Source organism: Enterococcus sp. AZ163, assembly GCF_050498925.1.
Lineage (GTDB): Bacteria > Bacillota > Bacilli > Lactobacillales > Enterococcaceae > Enterococcus_A > Enterococcus_A ferrettii.
Window position 1 is genome coordinate 2150028 of the sequence record NZ_JBIPAO010000001.1, and the last position, 21246, is coordinate 2171273.

The following is a 21246-nucleotide window of genomic DNA, read 5'->3' on the forward strand; positions in this document are numbered from 1 at the left end:
TTTATGAGAAGCATGCGGCGAATTTACTCGATCCCTTACTATTTTTGGTTGCTGTTTTTTGTTATTGCACCAGTGATTCTAATTATTTATCAATCTTTTTTTGATATGGATGGCAATTTTACTTTAAGCAATTACCATACTTATTTAACTTCAAAAACTTATTTAGGTATGACTTTAAATTCTGTTTTATTTGCTTTTTTGATTACTTTAATGACATTGCTGATTAGTTATCCGACTGCTTATTTCCTCTCTAAGCTGAAGCATCGTCAATTGCTGCTGCTGTTGGTGGTTTTGCCTACATGGATTAATCTATTGCTGAAGGCCTATGCCTTTATTGGTATTTTCAGTACGAATGGATCAATCAATGAATTTCTATCCTTTATTGGAATTGGGCCTAAACAGTTGTTGTTTACTGATTTCAGCTTTATGTTTGTAGCGGCTTATATAGAGCTGCCTTTTATGATTATGCCCATTTTTAATGCGCTGGAGGAGATTAATCCTTCCTTGATTAGTGCTAGTCGTGATTTGGGTGCTAATAGTGTGGAGACTTTCCGCCGGGTAATTCTGCCTTTGTCAATGAACGGAGTAAAAAGTGGCGTACAAGCAGTCTTTATTCCTTCTCTTTCCTTATTCATGTTGACACGTTTGATTGGAGGAAATCGAGTAATTACACTGGGGACGGCGATTGAAGAACACTTTCTGGTTACACAAAACTGGGGGATGGGATCAACGATCGGTGTGATTTTGATTTTTGCAATGTTTATTGTCATGATGCTAACGGGTGAACGCAGAAAAGGAGGGCGTGCCTGATGAAAAAAAGACGTTTCTCATGGTCGAACCTCTATTTAGTTTTGGTGTTCGTCTTGCTCTATGTGCCAATTTTCTATTTGATTTTTTATTCCTTTAACGCTGGTGGAACTATGACCAGCTTTACTGGATTTACTTGGGAACATTATGAAACTTTATTTTCCGATACACGTTTAATTAGTATTGTGCTGCAAACATTTGTTTTGGCATTTCTTTCTGCTTTAATTGCGACAGCGATTGGAACCTTTGGCGCCATGTCAATTTACTATACGCGTAAACGTGGTTCAAGGAATGCGCTGATGGGCTTAAATAATATCTTGATGGTTTCTCCCGATGTTATCATCGGGGCCAGCTTTTTGATTTTATTTACTATGCTGGGAGGGTATCTTCGCAGCTTTCAGTTAGGCTTTATCAGTGTGTTGTTGTCTCACGTTGCCTTCAGTATTCCGATTGTTGTATTGATGGTGCTGCCAAAGCTTCAGGAAATGAATGATTCAATGATTGACGCGGCCCGTGACTTAGGCGCGAACAATCTGCAAGTACTCAGTAATATCGTGCTGCCTTTCTTGACACCGGGTATTATTGCCGGCTACTTTATGGCTTTTACTTATTCGTTGGATGACTTTGCTGTTACCTTTTTCGTTACCGGTAATGGATTTTCTACTTTATCTGTGGAAATTTATTCTCGTGCACGTCAGGGAATTAGCCTAGAAATTAATGCGTTATCGACCTTAGTCTTTATCTTCTCGTTAATCTTAGTGATTGGCTATTACTTTATCAGCCGCGACAACACTAAGAAAGGCAAAAAACGTAAACGAGAATTTGAGGAGGTGGCAGTACTGAAATGAGAAAGCTGCAATCACTCTTTATCGGCGTTATTGCCATTATTTTACTGCTGACCTTCTTCGATTTTCGCTTAAATCGGGCCAGCAACGCTAGCTCCAATGTGCTGAATATTTATAATTGGGGGGATTATATTGACCCTGATTTGTTAAAACAGTTCGAAAAGGAGTATGGCTATAAAGTAAATTACGAAACCTTTGACTCTAATGAAGCGATGGAAGCCAAGATTAAACAAGGTGGTACTTCCTACGATATCACGATTCCTAGTGAATACATGATTCAAAAGATGAAAAAAGAAAAGCTGCTGCTGCCATTGGATCACAGTAAGATTAAAGGGCTGGAAAACATTGATCCCCGATTTTTAGACTTGGATTTTGACAAGAATAACCAGTATTCGATCCCCTATTTCTGGGGAACGTTGGGTATTGTTTACAATGATAAGTTTATTGATGGGGATAAAATTAAGCATTGGGAAGATTTGTGGCGCCCCGAGCTGCAAAACAATATCATGCTGATTGACGGGGCCCGAGAAGTTATGGGTTTGTCTTTGACTACCTTTGGCTACTCTATCAATAGTAAAAATATGGAACAGCTGCAGCAAGCAACTAATAAGCTGAACCAGCTTACACCAAATGTTAAAGCGATTGTTGCTGATGAAATTAAAATGTATATGGCCAATGAAGAGAGTGCCGTCGCGGTAACTTTTTCGGGAGAAGCTGCCGATATGATGGGGCAAAATGAGCATTTGCATTATATCATTCCACCTGAAGGATCGAATCTTTGGTTTGATAATATTGTCATTCCCAAAACATCGAAGAATCAACAGGGAGCCTATGACTTCATCAATTTCATGCTGCGCCCAGAAAATGCTAAAGCAAATGCAGAATACATCGGCTATTCAACACCGAACAAAGTAGCTATGGGCATGCTGCCTAAAGAAATTTCCGAGGACAAGCAATTCTATCCTGATGATGAAACCATCAGTCATTTAGAGGTATATAAAGATTTAGGACCAGAATACTTGCAGATCTATAATGATTTGTATTTAGAATTTAAGATGTATCGGAAATAATGGCAAAACTCAGTAAAAATGGCTTAAAATCATTGATACAAAGTAAGAAAAGTTACCATTTTAACTGCTATTAGCTAAAAATTGAATATCACTTAAAGGAGAGTACATTCAAATAATGAATGTGCTCTTTTTTTGATTTCTTCTGGCAATTCATTAAAATTGATGGAAGAAATCTATTCCTGAAGTGACGTTTTTTGAACTATATTTATTCATGGAAAGGTCTTTTTTTGTCTAGATAGCTAAGGATTTTGGTGGTTTTTGATCTTTGCACTACTAGTGAAAATAATATACTTCAGTATTAAATAAACTTAAGATTCTTTACATTAAGAAATCTTTGTGTGTTATTTATTGTAGTGCCTAATTGAATAGCATTATATCCTAAAGGGCTATTTAAAACTGTTGTGTCTTTTGAAAATCGACTAGATAGATGATCATTTAAAATCTTTAAAATCTCAGGTATTTCTTTGCTGAGAGGATTATTTAAGAAAATGATATCTGGAGCAATAATAGCAACCAAGGATTGTACACCGATACTTAAATGATAAGCCATTTCATTAATACTATTTACCACGATTTGATTATTCTGGTAGTATAAATCTTTCACTTCCGAAAGTGAAATAGACTTTCGTTGTAGTTTTTTTTCTATCGTACTAATAACAATATCATTAGCTGCGTATTGTTCTAAACATCCATGGTTTCCACAAGGACAGAGCTTCCCATTAGGGTACAGTGTTGTATGTCCAACTTCTCCACCTTGTCCGTTGTGGCCGATCAATAATTCACCTTTCTCTATAATTCCTGCACCGATACCTCCATAAACATTTAAGCTGATCAAATTGTCATATTTTGTGGAGAAAGCATATTCAGCCAAGGCAGCAAGATTCGCGCCATTTTCTAGATAAACTGGAACCATAAAAATTTTAGAAATTTCCTCAACAAGATCAATGGAATCCAGACTATAATGTGGTACAAAAATTATTTTATTATTTTCTACTGTTCCATGAATACTGATAGTAATTCCGATTACACCGTGTGGAGTACTTGGTAGATTCAAGAAGAACATATTTAGCATTGCGACAAGTTCTTGTAATGTGTTCTCTTCAGAAATAGTAATTTTATTTTTGCTAAAATGATCAATAACAGCGCCATCAAGAAAGTTAAGAGTTCCGTCGAATCCATCCTCTCTAATATTAATACCAATACTAAGAGCAGATTTCGGATTGAATTTTAGCATGATGGGCTTGCGTCCTCCAAGAGAACTAGGGGTACCAATTTCGTGTTCCTCAATTAACGAAGAATCCAAAAGTCGTTTAGTAATTGTAGTGACTGATGGTTTAGTAAGTCCAGTTAATACAGAAAGTTGTGCTCTAGAAATCGATTTTGATTCTATAATAGCTTTGATAATTACAGCTTCATTATTTTCTTTTATGTCTAAATTAGTTTTATGCATTTTCAACACCTCGAATAATTAGTATAAACTTTTAGAAAGCGCTTGACAAACTAAACTTGGTGGATTACTATACGACTATAGTTAGTAAAGTATATTAACTAACTGGATTGATTTTATTTTATCATAAATACTGGTTTATTCAAATATCAAGAAGGGAGATCAATCATTACTTAGTTGTTACAAATGAAAAGGTTTTTATGGAACGAAAGGTGGAATTAGTGTGGAAATCTCGGAAAAGAAAGTAAAAATGATTGGGGAAAATCTCGATTTTAAAGAAAAGGTTGCTTATGGTTTTGGTGATGCAGCCAGTAATGTAGTGTGGGCGTCTATGGGTGCTTTTATTATGTATTATTACACAGATATTGTTCAGGTAAATGCGGCAGTAATTGGGACTATATTTTTAATTTCTCGAGTGATAAATGCAATTGTATATTTAATCGTTGGTGGTCTAGTTGACAAGACTAAATCAAAATACGGAAAAGCTAGACCATGGATGCTTAATTTAGCAATTCCATTTGCAATCGCGATTTTTGCATTATTTGCAGTACCGGATTTTTCGGAGAAAGCTAGAATTGTTTATATTTTTGTTAGCTATAATATATTGATGACAGTTTACGCATTTATAAATTTACCGTATGGAGCATTGAGTACATTAATGACTCAAGATCAATATCAAAGAACTCTGTTGAATATTTTTAGACAATTATTCGCACAGATAGCTAGTTTAATTATTACAGCATGCACCTTACCATTGGTTGGCTTTTTCGGAAATAGGTTTGGAGAAAGAGCAGCTTGGGGAATAGTTTATGCTATATTTGGAGCTATCGCAGGATTACTATTCTTCCTTTGTTTCTTAGGAACTAAAGAGCGGGTTGTACAGACGGAAGAAGAAAAGCAAGAGAAAGTTAATTTGATGGATGGGATTAAATCTATCCTAAAGAATAAATATTGGTATTTTGTTGTTGTATTGGGAATTACAACCAATGTTTTCTTTCAAGCCATCAGTACAGTAAATACTTATTATTGTAAAGCTGTTCTACACAGAAGTGACATGATTGGAATTATGAACTCTGCTTACATTATTCCTTGTATTGCTTCGTTCTTCATCATGCCATTTATCGTAAAAAGATTAGGAAAACGCTATACTACCTTGTTAGGTTGGGTAATTATCCTAGCAAGTTATGCAATTTTATTACCATTTACTGAGAACACAACTATGTTAATTTTAACTTCCATACTACGTGGTATTGGCTACGGCTGTCAAATTGCAGTATATTACGCGATGCTTGGTGATACTGTTGAATACGGAGAATGGACTTCTCATACGCGTTTTGAGGGACTAACATTCAGTATGCAAGGATTTACAGGAACAGTTGGTGCTGGAGTTGTAACAGCAATAATTGGCGGGGTATTAAGTGCTAGTAAATATAATGGGGCATTAGGATTTAGTGATATTCAACCAGATTCTGCAGTTTCAGCAATTAAGTTCTTGTTTATTGGAATGCCAGCTATTGCCGGAGTTGTAAGCCTATTGGTACTAGGAATTTACAAGCTTGATAAATTATACCCATCAATAATTGCTGATTTACAAAGTAGAAAATCTAATTCTAAAGAAGCATAGTTTCTCAAAATTAATACTATAACACTTTAATGGAGGATAGTTATGAATATCGAAAAAACATACACTTTTATTTTTGAAGATACTAATATTATGTTTGTCTTAACTAGCGAAAACAAGTTGCGATTGGTTAATTTTTCCGCGAAAGAAAACCCAGAAATATCAAAACTTGATCCTGTAGTAACTGAAATGGGGAACATTGTTGAAGTTCAAATCACGGGTTACAATCAACCTGAACACAAAGGGAACAGAATCGGCAATAGTGAAATTGGAGCTGCTTTGGAATTTGAATCTATTGAGCGGAAGGAAAATTTAATTTTTGTTACTCAAGTGTATAATGATGGAAAAACTCATTTAAAAACGGTTACTACAATCAGTAATGTTATAGGCACGAATGTATTTAAATGGAAAACAAAACTAGAAAATATTGGGAATAAAATTGGTGTAGAGTACATTAGTTCGATCAACATCAACAATCTTAATCATGGCGAAGTGTTTCAACCTTATACTGACAATATTCTATTTTTACCACATAATTCATGGCAAGGTGAGCTTCAATGGGAAAAGGGAACTTTAAAAGAATTTGGGTTAGAGTATCGTCTTGATGGAGAACATATTCAAAATTCCACAAAAGTTATTTCCGCTTTGAGTAATTGTTCGTTCTCATGTTCTCAATACAGTCCTCAAGCGGTTATCCATAATCCATTTACGAATATGGTTAGCTTTTGGCAAATTGAAAATAATGGCGAGTGGTACTGGGAATTAGGCGATTGTGGGAATGGAAATACTTTACAGTTTAGAGGTTTTGGTCCAACAGAACCTACAAATCACTGGTGGAAATCGTTAGATAATGGCGATTCGTTTGAAACAGCAACAGTAGCTTACGGATCAGTTATTGGAGATTTTAATGAGGCTATGAAAGAGTTAACGAGTTATCGAAGAGCTATTCGACGTCCAAATGAGGATAATGAAAAGTGTGCAATCATTTTCAATGATTACATGAATTGTCTGATGGGTGATCCTACAACAGAAGTAGAGAAACCATTGATTGATAAAGCTGCTGAAGTTGGTTGTGAATATTATGTAATAGATTGTGGATGGTATTCAGACGGTTTTTGGTGGGACAATGTTGGAGAATGGTTGCCTTCTAAAGAACGTTTTCCCGGAGGAATTGAAGAAGTGATCCAATATATTAGGGATAAAGGAATGGTTCCAGGGTTATGGTTAGAAATCGAAGTAATGGGAATCAATAGTGATCTTGCGAATTCACTACCTGATGATTGGTTTATCTGTCGACATGGTATTAGAGTAAAGGACCATAGTCGTTATCATTTGGATTTTAGAAATCCGAAAGTAAGAGAGTACGCAAGCTCAGTAATTGATCGATTAATTAGTGATTATAAAGTTGGATATATAAAAATGGACTACAATATCACAGCAGGAATTGGAACTGATTTAAACGCGGACAGTCCAAGTGATGGTTTGCTTCAACATAATCGTGCATATATTAAATGGTTAGATAAAGTGTTTGAAAAATATCCTGACTTGATTATTGAGAACTGCGGAAGTGGTGGTATGCGTCATGATTACATGATGTTATCTAGACACAGCATTCAGTCTGTGACTGATCAGACTGATTATTTAAGAAATGGTGCAATCGCCGCCATTTCAAGCAGTGGTGTAACACCAGAACAAGCTGCAATTTGGTCTTATCCGCTTTCTGAAGGTGACAGTGAAGAAGTTATCTTTAACATGGTGAACGCGATGCTGTTTAGAATTCATCAAAGCGGGCATTTGGCTGAGTTGAGTCCAAAACGATTAGAATTAGTTAAACAAGGATTGGATGTATACAAAGATATTCGGAATGTGATACCCAAAGCATTGCCAAGATGGTTGACAGGAATACCTAAACTAGATGATCCATGGTTCACTTTTGCCTTAGAGACTGATGAATCCTATTATTTAGGTGTATGGAGAACTGAAAGTTTGAGTAATCAATTTACGATTGATTTTGAAGATGAAATTTCTTCAGTTGAAGTATTGTACCCATATCCTGAAAACGATGATAATTCTGATTTTGAATTTTCAAAACATAAATTGAATGTTCTATTTTCAAATGACAAAATGGCTAGGCTTTATAAGGTTAATAAATAGGTCGAACTAGCATCAATTTATGTTTTGAGTCGGACACCATAATGCTATTGTTTATGACATTACAAATTAGAATTTTTCTTTTAGGATTTGAATGCCTTTCAGATTTAAAGAAATAGTTCTATTTTGTAATGTCGTTTTTAGTATTAGGAATCAGGAGGATTTCTTATGAACAAGAAAAAAAAATTCTTACTAAGCATGCTATTAGGCACATTTCTATTTTTTTGTTCCTCATGTTCTTTTTCCAACGATACTTCGAAAGATAAAAAGACTATTGAAATGTGGACAGCTTATACTGAAGGGCAGCCAACCGAAAAAATCACAAAGAAGTTTATTAAAGAATTTGAAAAGGAAACAGGCTATGTAGTTAATCATACAAATTTTACTTATGATATGATGCACGACAAAATTTTAGCAAGTGCAGCTGGAAGAAATGTTCCTGACCTTGTTTGGGGATTGCCAGAGTTCGTGGGTGAATTTAACAGCATGAATATTCTTGATGATATTACAGGCGAATTTGATAACTGGTCTGAAAAGAAATATTTTGCTCAATCCGTTGTTGACGCTATGACAGTAGGTGATAAAGTTGTAGGAATCCCCTATGAGGCAACAGTAAGGGCTTATTTAGTACATGATAAAGCGTTTGAGGACGGTAGCTACCAGATTCCTGAAACATGGGAAGATCTATTGAAGATGTCGGATTTCAAAAATGAATCTGGAAAGTATCCATATTCTATTGCTGGAAAGGGCGTACGTTGTCCGCAAGAAATGATTGTGTATTTCGCACAATATGGATTGGAAATTGCAGAAGATCAAGGTGATGGAAAGTTCAAAAATACTTGGTTGGAAAGTGATGATGATACTAATAAAGCAATAAAAGTATTTGAATTTTATAAACAATTGGTTCGTAAAGGTATTGTAAGTCCACATTCGGCAAATTGGGGCTGGGAAGAAACGGATGAGAACTTTGCAACTGGAATCAGCAGCTCTTATGTAACTGGAAATTGGTTACAGGAAAGAGAAAAATCAAACACAAAAGAAATGCAAGATGTGAGTATTCAACCAATTCCTCGCCCAGAAAAAGGGAAGAATGCAACCTATCTTGAAGCTAAACCATTATTAGTTTTAAAAGGAGCAAAAAACAGGAAGGGAGCAATTGAATTAGCAAAAGTACTCGCGTCAAAAAGCTATCAATCTCAAGCATTTCAAGATCGTTCGCCAAGAAATGATGTGTTTACAGATACTAAATGGGATACAGAGTATAAAAAACTGATGGATAATAGTATTTCATTTCCACCTGTCACGTTAAGTAATATATCGCAAAATATGATTGATGCTTTAGCAAAAGCGTTGCAGGAAGATATGAGTTCTAAAGAAGTTGTAAGATGGTTATCACACGAAATCAATCAGTCATTAAAAGAGAATGGAGAGTATGGCGACTAATAGGTAAGGAGAATTATATTTTATGGAGACGAAAAAAAAATTAGATAGTAAGAAAAATTCAAAACAAGAGTTCAGATTTTCGTTGTTGATGTTACTCCCAGCCTTACTCTTTCTTTTTGTATTAATTGGATACCCACTAGGAAAAGTAATTTATGATTCTTTTTTCAATGTACACTTAATAAATGATGAAATATCAGGTTTCGCCTATTTTGATAATTTTTCTAAAGTTATGAGAGATGAAAGGTTTTTACCCGCATTAATAAATACCTGTATATGGACTATTGCTTCAGTTTGCGGGGAATATATTATTGGATTAGGTAGTGCAATACTTCTTAATAAAAAATTTTATGGACGTACTTTTTTTAGAATAGCCACGTTTATTCCTTGGTTAGTACCCATTATTGTTGCAGGTATGACTTGGAGTTGGATGTTGAATCCTGATTACGGAATCGTTAATTATGCTCTAAGTAAGATAGGAATTATCGAATCACCAATAAATTTTTTAGGAGACCCCAAATATGCTTTGGGTACCGTAATATTTGTGAACATTTGGAGATCCTTTCCATATTTTACTATCTCATTTCTCGCGGCGCTTCAAACAATCCCAGAGTCACTCTATGAAGCAGTTTCAATTGATGGAGGAGGAAAGGTGAGGCAGTTTCTTCATGTGACACTGCCACAACTAAAATCTACTTCGATAATAATCATTTTTATGCATTTAATTTGGACGGCAATCAATTTTGACTTTATTTGGGTGATGACACAAGGGGGACCAAATTATGCTACACAAACTCTCCCACTTCTGATATATAGATATTCTATGCAAAAATTTGATGTTGGTGCAGCGTCCGCATTGTCCACATTATTGATGATTTCAATGACGATATGTTTTGTCATATATTTAAAAATCAAAAATAAAAGCGACGACAATGCCTAAATCATTAGTTAGGAGAATGATTATGAAAAAAAGCAAAGTAGGTATATATCTATTAGCGATACTACTTTCAATTTATTGCTTGTTCCCGTTCTTGTGGATGCTAATTTCATCATTAAAGCCGATTAACGAAATTCGAGCGACAGTGCCCACTTTTATTATAAAAAGCCCAACATTTGAAAATTTTCAAAGAGTACTTTTTGATGCGGGATTTGTAACATATATAAAAAATAGTTTAATTGTGTCAACCATTTCTTGTCTAATTTCTTTAGTGATTTCTATATGTGCAGGTTATGTTTTTAGTAGATTTTTTAGACTGAGAATTGTGAAATTTGCTAATTTGTTTATGCTCTTGTCACAAATGATTCCAGGAGTTTTATTGTTAGTACCATTGTATATTATCATGCGCAATTTAAGAGTATTAGATTCTTATATCTCGTTGATACTAGCATACACGACATTCGTTATTCCAATGTGTACGTTTATGATGAGTAGTTTTTTTGATTCAGTACCAAAAGCATTAGAAGAAGCAGCAGAAATAGATGGCTATAACAGAATTCAAATTTTGTTTAAGATAATTTTACCAATCTCACTCCCAACAATTATCTCAACCGGGTTATACGCGTTTATTAATGCATGGAACGAGTTTATGTTTGGGTATATTTTTATCTCAAGGGAACAATATCGTACATTGACTCCAGCAATAATGCTGTTTAAAGGAACTAATACTGTCGATTGGGGAGCGCTTATGGCAGCTTCTGTAATTGCATTAATTCCAGTAACTGTTTTATTTCTATTTTTACAAAGATATTTTATTGCAGGTTTGGCAAGTGGTTCAGTAAAAGGATAGGACACGGATATGGAGTTAGAATTGCTGGATATTATAATTTTAATAAGAGGTGCAAATATTGCTGAGATACTTCTTAAAAGCATTTAAACAAACGGATGCAAAAAGATGTAGGAAAGCTAATAATACGAGGAATTTTATGCTAGATCTGTTAGGAATAGTGTTAGTAGTTGTTCCCTTTTTTTAGATAGCAGAAGGATTTTAAGCAAAAGAAAAGAGCTTCTTTTAAAATAATAATTGACAATCATGAGAAGTATTTGCTATGGTATTAAAAAATAAATAAACACGATGAAAAAGAAAGTAAAGTTAAATCCTTTTGCAACAGAGAGTCTCGGCTGCTGAAAAGAGACGTAAAGAATTTAATTTGAAAATGGCTTTTGAGTGGATCTTCTGATAAGTAAGAAGGTACGGGATGCCCCGTTAAAAGGCAAGCAGTCTCCATAAATTGGGTACTGATCGAGGCAGTGACTTGCGAAAGCACTGCAATATAAGGTGGTAACGCAGCTAATTTGCCCTTAGATGTCTTTAAGATGTCTAAGGGCTTTTGTCATTCCTGATTTTCGTAGGTTGACAAGGTTTAAGGATGCAAGTAGTTCGCCACTCAAAAATTAGCGACAACGTCAATAATCACAAAAAACAAAAAAGGGAGTGTTACAAAAAATGGCAAAAATACCGTTTCGATTTGATCAAGTAGGAAGTTTGCTTCGACCGAAGGCGTTAAAAGAAGCGAGAGAGAAATTTAAAAATGGGGAAATCACAAAGGCAGAGCTTACTCAGGTAGAAGACACTGAAATTATTAAAGTGATTGAAAAGCAAAAAAAGGTTGGATTAAAAGCAGTAACTGATGGAGAGTTTCGTCGTCGTTGGTGGCATCTTGATTTTATTGCCGGTTTGAACGGCATTACTGTTTATGATTTTACAACGACGGCTTTTGGTGTGACAACTGAAGCCCAGGGAACCTACGTGAGTGATAAATTATCGTTTGACAAGAACCACCCATTTTTGGAGCATTTCAAATTTACAAATGTTCATGCAGGAGAAGCAATTGCTAAGCAAACAATTCCTGGACCAAATATGATTTTCTTGGATTCATTCATTCTATCTAAGCAATACAATGAGAACCCTGTCTATCAAACGGTTGAAGAATTTGAGAAAGATTTGATTCATACGTATCAAGAAGCAATTCAAGCATTCTATGATGCAGGATGTCGTTATTTGCAATTGGACGATACTAGTTGGGGTGGATTATTTGATGAGCGATTCAGAGGAATGATCACTCAAAATGGATACGATCCAGATGAATTAATTCAAAAATTTGGTGATATTACGGAAGCCGTTCTTTCCAAAAAACCTGAGGATTTAGCAGTGACCTTCCACTTTTGTAAAGGAAACTTTCAATCTCACTGGTTATACAATGGATCCTACGATAAAATTGCTAAGCGTTTATTAGGCATTTCTCAATTTAATGGATTCTTTTTAGAATTCGATGATGAACGTTCTGGCAGCTTTGAGCCGATGGCAAATATTGGAGAACAGTATTTGGTGCTGGGGTTAATTACAACAAAAACGCCAAAGCTAGAGGACAAAGAACAACTAAAGCTGCGAATTAAAGAAGCCACTCAGTATGTGCCTCTTAATCAGTTGTGTTTAAGTCCTCAATGTGGTTTTTCGTCGACTCATGAAGGGAATAAAGTGACAGAAGAAGATCAATGGGCGAAGCTTGCTTTAGTGATTGAAGTAGCTAAAGAAGTTTGGGAAGATGCATAAATAAAGGCAAATAAGAGGCTGAATCAAAGGACTCTTCAATAAAACAAAAAAGCTGTTAAAATCTTTTTTAGATTTTAACGGCTTTTTAATGAAGAAAAATAAGCGAGTAATTTTTAAGTGTTCATTTGATATATCCGGCATTTATTCATCTATATTTTTTTGAATTTTCCTTTGTGGAGCGTGCAAGAATTCCAGCTGGATCCATTTCTAATTATTGGGTGTTTAAAAACGAACAGTAAAAAGCATAAAATGTCGTGAATTCTCCTAATTCGTCACTTATACTTGATTTACGAGGAGTTGAGATGATGGATTGGATTACTAGGATACAGCGAACGATTGACTACATCGAACAGAATCTCTTAGACGATATGGACATAATTGAACTTTCAAAGGTTGCAAACTCTTCTGCCTTTCACTTTCAACGAGTATTCCATATTTTAAGTGGTCATACTATTTCTGAATATATTCGCTACCGTCGGCTTACGTTAGCAGCAAATGAATTACAAACGGATGCATGTAAAGTTATCGATATGGCTTTGAAATACGGATATGATACACCAGAGAGCTTTTCTCGCGCTTTCAAGCAATTTCATGGAATTACCCCCTCCGCTGCACGTAAACCGGGAGCCAATCTCAGAGCATTTTCCAAATTATACATCAAGGTAATATTGGAAGGCGGAAGCATAATGGACTATCGAATTGAAAAGAAGCCAGCATTTTGTCTTCTTTCTAGGGCTGAGTATCAAAAAGCTGACAATGTTCAGGTTTCTGAATTCTGGGATAAAAGCTATAGTGATGGTACTATAAGCAAGCTCAAAGAATATTCTGCGATAAGTGAAAGGCCCATTATAGGATTAGCAGATGGTTCTTCTTTTGACGGCTTCCGTTATTTATATTATATAGGGACGCCATATGAAGGAAAGCATATTCCCGATGGGTACCTTTTACGTGAAATTCCAGCTGCTGACTGGATAATATTTCGGTGTGTAGATTTAAGCGAGAGTGAGGCTAATGAAGAAATTTTCAGAAAAATATATTCAGAGTTTTTTCCCACCTCGGATTATGAACCGAATAATGACTATCAGCTTGAGGTTTTTCCAGGAGATGGCTTGGAACATGCGCAAGAGGTATCTGAAATCTGGATCAGTGTTCGCCAGAAGCTTGTGGTCTGATTCTTGAGCGTTTAGCTAAAGCTGTTGTTCCTTTGAAAATGGGGCTGAGAAAAAGAGTTTATTTTTTCTCAGCTTTTTTTATTTGAAACAACGACAGGAACTTTGGATACCAATAGAAATTCCTTGTCTATTCTGTTAAGAGGCGGAGAATCTGCTCTCTCTTTCGTGCTATAATAGCGGGGATGCAGTGTTGCTGAATAAACAGCACAGAAGGAGGATTTTTTTGAATAAGAAATACTTTTTTTTCGATATTGATGGAACATTAACCGATCGACAAACTAACCAAGTAGTTCCTAGTGCGGCAGAAGCACTAAAGCAGCTGCAGGAAAATGGTCATTTTGTCGCAATAGCTACTGGACGAGCTCATTATAAAGCAATCACTTTTATGAAGGAAATGGAACTGCAGAATATGGTCTGTGCGGGTGGAGGTGCATTGGTTTATGAGCATGAATTGTTGCATAACCGTCCCTTAGATACAGAAAAAGCACGAGCAATTGTTAATCAGGCAGATGAATTAGGGTATGGTGTGCTGCTGATGCTGGATGATTCTATTAAGGTGTGGGCTAAAGATAACCGGTTTGTTGAGCAGGTTGGAGAACGTCAAGAACCAACAGAGTATGTAATTGATCCGGAGTTGAATTTCAACAGCTTAGATACGATTTATAAAATCTATCTTTCAATTCCTAAAGAGGAAGAAGAGAAATTGACTTTAAAGGATAGCCTAGGCAATCTGCGCTTTGTTCCTGAGTACTTGATGTTCCAGTATGATGACAAATACACTGGAATTATTGACATGATGAGGAAGATAAATGGGAATATCGAAGATGTGGTTGTTTTTGGTGATGATACCAATGATTTAGTAATGTTCCACCCTCAATGGACTAATATTGCTATGGGCAATGCGACGGCTGAGCTGAAGGAGAAGGCAGATTATGTCACTCAGGCCAATGTGGAGGATGGAATATTCAACGCCTGCAAGAGGTTCGGATGGATTGGATAAATGGATTGATTGAAACAGAATGGACAGCTAGGTAAGTCAATAGGGCTTACCTTTTTTTTGGCAATTAAATCACTTATAAATACATACAAAACATTATAAACACTTATTGTGTGTTAAACTATAAATGAGGTGAGGAGATGTATCAAGAAAAGCGGTTACGCGAAATTCAACAGCTGTTGAAGGAAAAGGAATCTTTATCTGCGAAAGAAATGATGACTCATTTCGGCGTTTCAAGAGATACTATTCGCAGAGATTTCAGTATCTTAGCGAGTGAAGGGAAAGCATTGCGGACCCATGGCGGCATTATGTCGACTACCCAAGAAAATGAGATTTCTCCTCTAAGTATAAGACTTAAGGAATCTGGACCAGAAAAAAAGGCCATCGCTAAAAAGGCCGCTGCATTGATCAAAACAGGTGGAACGTATTTTCTAGATGTTTCTAGTATTACTTCGAATTTAGCTGAACGAATTGAAAAAGAAGTAGTGATTTATACGCATTCACTCGATGTTACAAATAGTTTAAGCACTAATCCGAGAGTCACTTGTCATCTTTTAGGTGGAAAATTTTTTCCTAAGCATCGTTTTTTTCATTCTTTAGCTGAAATAAGTGTTTTAGAAAATATCTATTTTGATGCCATTTTTATAGGAGCAGCCGGGTTAAAGGATGGATACGTTCGCTTTGAAGATGAAGAGGATGCACAGGTGAAAAGGAAGGTATTTCCACATGCTGAAACAAAGATTCTATTGGCAGAACAAGCTAAATTTGAACAGATTTCCACCTATGCCATTGGTAAAGTAAAAGATTTTGATTACTTTATTACCGATAAAATGCCTGATGAAAAACAGTTAGCATTATTCAAAAAACAGTCGAAAATAATCGTATAAAACGGGAGGCGAACAAAATGAATCGTAAGAAAATCAAGCTAGTTATCAGTGATATTGATGGCACAATTCTGAATAGCAATCATCAGATAGACAGTGATTTAAGGCGACAGGTCAGTGAATTGAAGAAGGAAGGAATTCCCTTTGTACTAGCTTCTGCCCGATCTCCAAAAGGAATTATCCCACTTGCTCAGCAGCTAGGGATAACAGACGATCCAATCGCCAGCTATAATGGCGCATTGATTATGAAAAATGAACCCGAAAAAGGCTATGTACCAATTTTCACACATAGCTTAGATAAGCGGGACGTACACCGATTAGTAAAAGCGGTGAAGCAAAATTTTCCACAAATATCTATCAGCTTATATTCCAATCAGAATTGGTATGTTGAGACATTGGATAAATGGTCAAGAAGTGAAGCAGACATAACGGGTGAAGAGCCGATTCAAAAGAGTTTCAAACAGCTGATTGATGACAAAGAGACACCTATACACAAATTTTTGTTGATAGGAGAAACGAAAGATGTTCAACGACTGCAGCAATTTTGCCAAGAAATTGACCTGGAGGAAAGTGCTTTTTATCTATCAAAAGAGAACTATTTGGAGGTTACTCACCAGGCAGTATCAAAGGAATTAGCGTTAATTGAAGTAGCAAATTACTTTCAAATTTCCTTAGAAAATACAATGGCAATTGGTGACAATTATAACGATATCCCAATGCTGTTATTGGCTGGACTAGGGGTAGCAATGGGAAATGCACCTGAAAAAGTCAAAAACAGTGCAAAGGTTGAAACGACGACAAATAATCACAATGGGGCTTCTGACGCAATCAAAAAATACGTGATTGGATGAGAAATCTACACCTGTGATTAGTTACGAAAAAATAAAGCCAGAGCTATGGTAACACGTTTTCTTCATAGTTAATGGCAACGTTAAGAAAAATGAAATCAGTTCAAATGAACTTGCTGACAAAGCTGAGTGGACTATCAATAGAACTTCTAAACAAAATCACGCGAAAATTTACTATATCGGAGAAAAGAAGGCGGCTTCTTTTCCGATATTTTTTTTCTACGAAGCAACCCGGTAATTAAGAAGACGTCAGTTCCACAGAGATGAGCTTCTCCAGCAACTTTTTTAATAGTTGGGACTCTTCATCAGAAAAGGCAGAAAGTACGTCATCATTCAGTCTTTGGGTGACACTTTCAATAGCTGATTGCATGTTGTCAGCTTTCTTTGTAGTAGAGACCAGCACGACTCGTCGATTATTCGGATCAACTTCTCTTTCAATTAATTCCAATTTTTGCATTTTATCAAGAATTCCAGAAATGGTCGGAGCTTCTAAATGCAAAGCTTCGGCAATTTTTTTGGGCGTGAGTTGTCCTTTATTCCAAAGGCAGCTTAGGATACCAGCTTGAGCTGGAGTAACCCCTTGTTCCTCTAAAAGCTGACTATAATGTTTGAATACTTTGTGTTGACTCACACTAAGTAAGAAATTAATGCATTCTTCGATTTTCATTGACGCGCTCCTTCGATTTTTATTGACAAGACCATACTAGCATGATAAGTTTTAAATGAAAATATTTTTGTAACAAAACTATTTTGTTTAGGAAGTGAAATTGAAATGGAAAAATTTGAAGCATTAGTCGTAAATGAAACAGAACAAGGTATAGGCTTTGGCGTTGAAAAAGTAACTCTGGATGATTTATCTTCAGGAGAAGTACTCATTCAAGTAAACTATTCTTCCGTTAACTACAAGGATATGCTGGCGGTTCAAGCAAAAGGTGGAGTCATTCGCAACTATCCAATGATTCCAGGCATTGATTTAAGTGGTACAGTGGTGGAAGCGAAGGGTACTCGTTTTTCAGAGGGGGAAGAGGTATTAGTTACCGGCTTTGAAATGGGAATGACACATACCGGCGGCTTTTCTCAGTATGCCAGAGTGCCTAGCGAATGGGTTATTCCCTTGCCTAAAGGATTAAATCTAAAAGAGGCTATGATCTTCGGAACAGCTGGCTTGACGGCAGCTTTATCTATTGCTGCATTGGAAAGCAATGGAATGAATTCCGCATTGGAGCAAAAGATAGTAGTCACTGGTTCAACAGGTGGTGTGGGAAGTTTAGCCCTTCAAATGCTGGTCAAAGCAGGATATAAAAATGTTATTGCGTTGGTTAGAAAAGAAAGACAGATCGAGGTAGCTAAAAAGCTGGGAGCCTCTGAGGTCATCTTATCCGAAAGTATTGATGATAGTCCGCGGCCTGTAAAGAAACAACAGTATCATTTTGTGTTAGATACTGTGGGTGGAGAGGTTGCTTCGAAGTTGATTCCATACATTTATTATGATGGTGCAATGTCACTCTGCGGAAATGCTGGAGGGATTAAGCTGACAACAACGGTATTACCTTTCATTTTAAGAGGAGTGAAACTTTTAGGGATTGATTCTGTCAATATTTCTGGAGAAAAGCGAATTGAAATGTGGAACAAAATGGCGTCTGTCTGGAATATTGCTGATCAAGCAGTTTTTCAAGAGACTGATTTGGATAATCTGTCTGACACGATTGACGCGTTGAAGCAGGGGAATCATTTAGGCAGAAGTATTGTAAAAATTTAATCAACGAAAATGTGAGCGACTGCAACTGGTCGCTCTTTATTTTTTTCAGACGGTAGTTAAACTGTTCCTGCTTTTGTTTAGGGACTAAGTGACTGATATAATAGATGAATACTATAAAAGAAATACTCACTAAGGTAAAAAAGGAAACTGCTAGAAAGGCTGATGATCAGCTGATCGTCTGTAATGATGAATCATCACCATCTTAGTAGTTTGTTGGTATTAGTGAATTTTAGACAGAAATATGCAGTAAGAAGGATTAATCAGTAAGCAATAACAACCACTGGAGGCAAAACATGAGTTCAGAATCTTTTAAGGATATTTATTTTAAGGAAGATTGCTTCTCCGACCTCTTTTGCTTCAATGTCGGTCATGAGGTATGCAGCAGAGGTCATCGCTTCGGTCCATCCTTGCGGGAAAACTACCTGATTCACTTTGTCGTGAGGGGGAAGGGCAGTTATAAGGTTGATCAAAAAACTTATCATTTAGGCCAAGGGGATTTTTTCTTGATTCGCCCCAACGAATTGATCGATTACCAAGCCGATCTGGTAGACCCATGGGAATACTATTGGTTCGGATTTGGGGGAAGTGAAGTAGAAAAGATTTTGGAAGCTCATGGCTGGCAACCCAATCATTACACAGGGAGTGCTACAGCAACAACAGAAATTCAAAAGAAAATTGAAGGTTTCATGGAATTGGATTTTTCACGCTACAATCAAAAGCTGTTTAATCAAGCTAAGTTTTTAGAAATTTTTGCTTCTTTTAAAGGCGACACAGACTATGAGGCTACTCATGCCGGAACTTTGGAAAAAAGGTATAGTGAGCTGTTTGCTCTATATGTTAAAAATAATTATTACCGAGAAAATCTTACGATTGAAGAGATTGCCAAATCCATGTATCTGCACCCTACTTACTTTAGTCAGGTTATCAAAAGTGAGCTGCAGTTAACGGCAATGGAATACTTAAAAAGCTACCGCATGAACAAGGCGAGCATGCTGCTAATGACCACAGATGCAAGCATTGAAGAGATTTCCCAAGCTGTCGGGTACCAAAACAGACACTCCTTTACCCGAGCCTTTAAACAGAAATTCCAGGTATCTCCTTCAGAGTACCGTAAATAGATACCTAAGAAAATGTACCCTATTCCCGAAATAGGGCGCTTTCATTTAGCTCCTGTTCTTTTATACTAAGAGTATCAATAAACGAAGGAGCGAACAAAATGGTCAAAATTACTTTTATCGGAGCAGGCAGTACAATTTTTACGAAAAATGTTTTAGGAGATGCTATGCTGACACCAAGTTTGTCAGATGCCCACATTGCACTTTATGATATTAATGAAAAACGACTAAATGAGTCAGAACTAATGCTTAAAAATATTAACAAGAATGCCAACGACAACCGAGCGGATATTGTTTCTTATCAGGATCGCAGAGAAGCACTAAAAGATGCGGACTTTGTAATTAATGCCATCCAGGTGGGAGGCTACAAACCTTCAACGGTGATCGACTTTGAGATTCCTCAAAAATATGGCCTTCAGCAAACGATTGGAGATACCATGGGAATCGGTGGAATCTTCAGAACCTTGCGGACTTTACCGGTCATGCTTGAGTTTGCTAAAGAAATGGAAGAGCTGTGTCCAGATGCTTGGTTACTGAATTATACGAATCCAATGGCGATGCTGACGATGGGGATTTTGAAGGAAACGAAGATTAAAGCAGTTGGTTTGTGCCACAGCGTTCAAGTCTGTGTACCAGAGCTGTTTGAACATTTAGGAATTACTGACCAATATGATTTAAATGAATTTCAATGGAAAATTGCTGGAATCAACCATATGGCGTTTCTGTTGGAGATCACACACAATGGAGAAGATTTCTATCCAACTATTCGTAAATTGGCTGCTGAAAAAGCGAACCCTCATTCCGATTCAGTCCGGTTTGAATTAATGAAACGCTTTGGCTACTATATAACTGAATCCAGCGAGCACAATGCAGAGTACCATCCGTATTTCATCAAGTCTAAATACCCAGAACTAATCGAAGAGCTGGCGATTCCGCTGGATGAATACCTGCGCCGTTGCGAACAGCAGATTGCTGATTGGGAAACTATGCGTGAGGATATCGTAAACAATGGCGATCTGACACATACGAGAAGTCGAGAATATGCGTCTTATATTATGGACTCTATCGTCACTGGAACACCATCGGTTATTGCTGGTAATGTACTGAACAAAGGGCTTATCACTAATTTACCAGCGGATGCCTGTGTTGAGGTACCTTGCTTAGTAGATAAAAACGGCGTGCAGCCTACCTATGTTGGTGACTTGCCAACTCAGTTGGCAGCATTGAACCGAACGAATATTAACGTGCAAGAGTTAACGGTAGAAGCGGCCTTAACCTTAGATAAATCAAAAATCTATCAGGCGGCTTACCTTGATCCACATTTGGCTTCTGAACTATCCTTGGAAGATATCAAAAATCTGGTGGATGATTTGATTGAAGCTCATGGCGATTATTTGCCAAAATACAAAGATTAATCAGAAAGACTAAGAGACTGGGCATAGTGCCCAGTCTCTTATTTTAGGGTTAAATATAGGCATTGTAATGGACTTAGCAGCTGCTAGGTCTTTTATGCTAGAGGACAAAAAGAACCCAAGGAAT

General features: G+C 36.5%; 18 protein-coding genes and 1 other annotated feature. Of the genes, 16 read left to right on the top strand and 2 right to left on the bottom strand.

The window, feature by feature from the left end; translation table 11 throughout:
- Nucleotides 1-3 precede the first annotated feature (3 nt).
- From IGI46_RS10175 to IGI46_RS10185, 3 genes are read left to right on the top strand one after another with little or no spacing between them, the layout of a single operon-like run.
- Nucleotides 4-810: an ABC transporter permease gene (locus IGI46_RS10175; protein WP_207702233.1), complete on the top strand. Its 807-nt coding sequence runs from the start codon at nt 4-6 to the stop codon at nt 808-810.
- A complete protein-coding gene (locus IGI46_RS10180) occupies nt 810-1655 on the top strand; it encodes an ABC transporter permease (RefSeq protein ID WP_207702234.1) in 846 nt (281 codons plus the stop codon). Before IGI46_RS10175 ends, IGI46_RS10180 begins: the two co-directional genes overlap by 1 nt.
- Nucleotides 1652-2722 (top strand): ABC transporter substrate-binding protein, encoded by a 1071-nt coding sequence (locus tag IGI46_RS10185; RefSeq protein ID WP_207702235.1) that lies wholly within the window; start codon nt 1652-1654, stop codon nt 2720-2722. Before IGI46_RS10180 ends, IGI46_RS10185 begins: the two co-directional genes overlap by 4 nt.
- Nucleotides 2723-3020: 298 nt before the next feature.
- On the opposite strand, the gene IGI46_RS10190 is transcribed toward IGI46_RS10185, so the two are convergent.
- Nucleotides 3021-4172 (bottom strand): ROK family transcriptional regulator, encoded by a 1152-nt coding sequence (locus tag IGI46_RS10190; protein ID WP_207702236.1) that lies wholly within the window; start codon nt 4170-4172, stop codon nt 3021-3023.
- A gap of 220 nt (nt 4173-4392) precedes the next feature.
- Here IGI46_RS10190 and IGI46_RS10195 point away from each other — a divergent pair, with 220 nt between their 5' ends.
- The 10 genes from IGI46_RS10195 (at nt 4393) to IGI46_RS10240 (ending at nt 16836) form a co-directional block, all read left to right on the top strand.
- Complete coding sequence (locus IGI46_RS10195; RefSeq protein ID WP_207702237.1) at nt 4393-5793, top strand: glycoside-pentoside-hexuronide (GPH):cation symporter; 1401 nt, start codon at nt 4393-4395, stop codon at nt 5791-5793.
- Nucleotides 5794-5835: 42 nt separating this feature from the next.
- Nucleotides 5836-7944 (top strand): glycoside hydrolase family 36 protein, encoded by a 2109-nt coding sequence (locus IGI46_RS10200; RefSeq protein WP_429973383.1) that lies wholly within the window; start codon nt 5836-5838, stop codon nt 7942-7944.
- Nucleotides 7945-8109: 165 nt separating this feature from the next.
- Nucleotides 8110-9384: an ABC transporter substrate-binding protein gene (locus tag IGI46_RS10205; protein WP_429973384.1), complete on the top strand. Its 1275-nt coding sequence runs from the start codon at nt 8110-8112 to the stop codon at nt 9382-9384.
- Nucleotides 9385-9406: 22 nt separating this feature from the next.
- Entirely contained in the window at nt 9407-10321 is a 915-nt protein-coding gene (locus IGI46_RS10210; RefSeq protein ID WP_207702240.1) for a carbohydrate ABC transporter permease, read from the top strand.
- Between the two features lie 22 nt (nt 10322-10343).
- Nucleotides 10344-11168 carry a carbohydrate ABC transporter permease gene (locus tag IGI46_RS10215; protein WP_242704368.1) on the top strand — a complete coding sequence of 275 codons (825 nt, stop codon included), beginning with the start codon at nt 10344-10346 and terminating at the stop codon, nt 11166-11168.
- 276 nt (nt 11169-11444) lie between these two features.
- Nucleotides 11445-11685: a binding site (T-box leader), on the top strand.
- 140 nt (nt 11686-11825) lie between these two features.
- Nucleotides 11826-12932, top strand: coding sequence for a 5-methyltetrahydropteroyltriglutamate--homocysteine S-methyltransferase (locus IGI46_RS10220; protein WP_207702242.1), 1107 nt, complete (start codon nt 11826-11828; stop codon nt 12930-12932).
- A 305-nt stretch (nt 12933-13237) separates the two neighbouring features.
- Nucleotides 13238-14104 (top strand): helix-turn-helix domain-containing protein, encoded by an 867-nt coding sequence (locus IGI46_RS10225; protein ID WP_207702243.1) that lies wholly within the window; start codon nt 13238-13240, stop codon nt 14102-14104.
- Nucleotides 14105-14327: 223 nt separating this feature from the next.
- The gene (locus tag IGI46_RS10230) at nt 14328-15104 is read left to right on the top strand and encodes an HAD family hydrolase (protein ID WP_207702244.1); all 777 of its coding nucleotides are present in this window, start codon (nt 14328-14330) and stop codon (nt 15102-15104) included.
- Nucleotides 15105-15241: 137 nt separating this feature from the next.
- A complete protein-coding gene (locus IGI46_RS10235; RefSeq protein WP_207702245.1) occupies nt 15242-15988 on the top strand; it encodes a DeoR/GlpR family DNA-binding transcription regulator in 747 nt (248 codons plus the stop codon).
- A gap of 17 nt (nt 15989-16005) precedes the next feature.
- Nucleotides 16006-16836 carry an HAD family hydrolase gene (locus tag IGI46_RS10240; RefSeq protein ID WP_207702246.1) on the top strand — a complete coding sequence of 277 codons (831 nt, stop codon included), beginning with the start codon at nt 16006-16008 and terminating at the stop codon, nt 16834-16836.
- A 235-nt stretch (nt 16837-17071) separates the two neighbouring features.
- Here the strand turns inward: IGI46_RS10240 and IGI46_RS10245 are convergent, their stop codons facing one another.
- Complete coding sequence (locus IGI46_RS10245) at nt 17072-17500, bottom strand: MarR family winged helix-turn-helix transcriptional regulator (protein WP_207702247.1); 429 nt, start codon at nt 17498-17500, stop codon at nt 17072-17074.
- Between the two features lie 105 nt (nt 17501-17605).
- Between IGI46_RS10245 and IGI46_RS10250 the strand changes: the two genes are divergently transcribed.
- From IGI46_RS10250 to IGI46_RS10260, 3 genes are all read left to right on the top strand, one after another.
- Entirely contained in the window at nt 17606-18592 is a 987-nt protein-coding gene (locus IGI46_RS10250; RefSeq protein ID WP_207702248.1) for a YhdH/YhfP family quinone oxidoreductase, read from the top strand.
- Nucleotides 18593-18885: 293 nt separating this feature from the next.
- A complete protein-coding gene (locus IGI46_RS10255) occupies nt 18886-19710 on the top strand; it encodes an AraC family transcriptional regulator (protein ID WP_207702249.1) in 825 nt (274 codons plus the stop codon).
- A gap of 98 nt (nt 19711-19808) precedes the next feature.
- A complete protein-coding gene (locus tag IGI46_RS10260) occupies nt 19809-21122 on the top strand; it encodes an alpha-glucosidase/alpha-galactosidase (protein ID WP_429973385.1) in 1314 nt (437 codons plus the stop codon).
- Nucleotides 21123-21246: the final 124 nt, after the last annotated feature.

What these genes read in the sequence shown, in the direction of transcription:
- IGI46_RS10180 (WP_207702234.1), top strand. Translation starts at nt 810, where the DNA reads ATGAAAAAAAGACGTTTCTCATGGTCGAACCTCTATTTAGTTTTGGTG.
- IGI46_RS10190 (WP_207702236.1), bottom strand. Translation starts at nt 4,172, where the DNA reads ATGCATAAAACTAATTTAGACATAAAAGAAAATAATGAAGCTGTAATT.
- IGI46_RS10205 (WP_429973384.1), top strand. Translation starts at nt 8,110, where the DNA reads ATGAACAAGAAAAAAAAATTCTTACTAAGCATGCTATTAGGCACATTT.
- IGI46_RS10235 (WP_207702245.1), top strand. Translation starts at nt 15,242, where the DNA reads ATGTATCAAGAAAAGCGGTTACGCGAAATTCAACAGCTGTTGAAGGAA.
- IGI46_RS10185 (WP_207702235.1), top strand. Translation starts at nt 1,652, where the DNA reads ATGAGAAAGCTGCAATCACTCTTTATCGGCGTTATTGCCATTATTTTA.
- IGI46_RS10240 (WP_207702246.1), top strand. Translation starts at nt 16,006, where the DNA reads ATGAATCGTAAGAAAATCAAGCTAGTTATCAGTGATATTGATGGCACA.
- IGI46_RS10220 (WP_207702242.1), top strand. Translation starts at nt 11,826, where the DNA reads ATGGCAAAAATACCGTTTCGATTTGATCAAGTAGGAAGTTTGCTTCGA.
- IGI46_RS10200 (WP_429973383.1), top strand. Translation starts at nt 5,836, where the DNA reads ATGAATATCGAAAAAACATACACTTTTATTTTTGAAGATACTAATATT.
- IGI46_RS10175 (WP_207702233.1), top strand. Translation starts at nt 4, where the DNA reads ATGAGAAGCATGCGGCGAATTTACTCGATCCCTTACTATTTTTGGTTG.
- IGI46_RS10215 (WP_242704368.1), top strand. Translation starts at nt 10,344, where the DNA reads ATGAAAAAAAGCAAAGTAGGTATATATCTATTAGCGATACTACTTTCA.
- IGI46_RS10260 (WP_429973385.1), top strand. Translation starts at nt 19,809, where the DNA reads ATGGTCAAAATTACTTTTATCGGAGCAGGCAGTACAATTTTTACGAAA.
- IGI46_RS10225 (WP_207702243.1), top strand. Translation starts at nt 13,238, where the DNA reads ATGGATTGGATTACTAGGATACAGCGAACGATTGACTACATCGAACAG.
- IGI46_RS10250 (WP_207702248.1), top strand. Translation starts at nt 17,606, where the DNA reads ATGGAAAAATTTGAAGCATTAGTCGTAAATGAAACAGAACAAGGTATA.
- IGI46_RS10255 (WP_207702249.1), top strand. Translation starts at nt 18,886, where the DNA reads ATGAGTTCAGAATCTTTTAAGGATATTTATTTTAAGGAAGATTGCTTC.
- IGI46_RS10245 (WP_207702247.1), bottom strand. Translation starts at nt 17,500, where the DNA reads ATGAAAATCGAAGAATGCATTAATTTCTTACTTAGTGTGAGTCAACAC.
- IGI46_RS10210 (WP_207702240.1), top strand. Translation starts at nt 9,407, where the DNA reads ATGGAGACGAAAAAAAAATTAGATAGTAAGAAAAATTCAAAACAAGAG.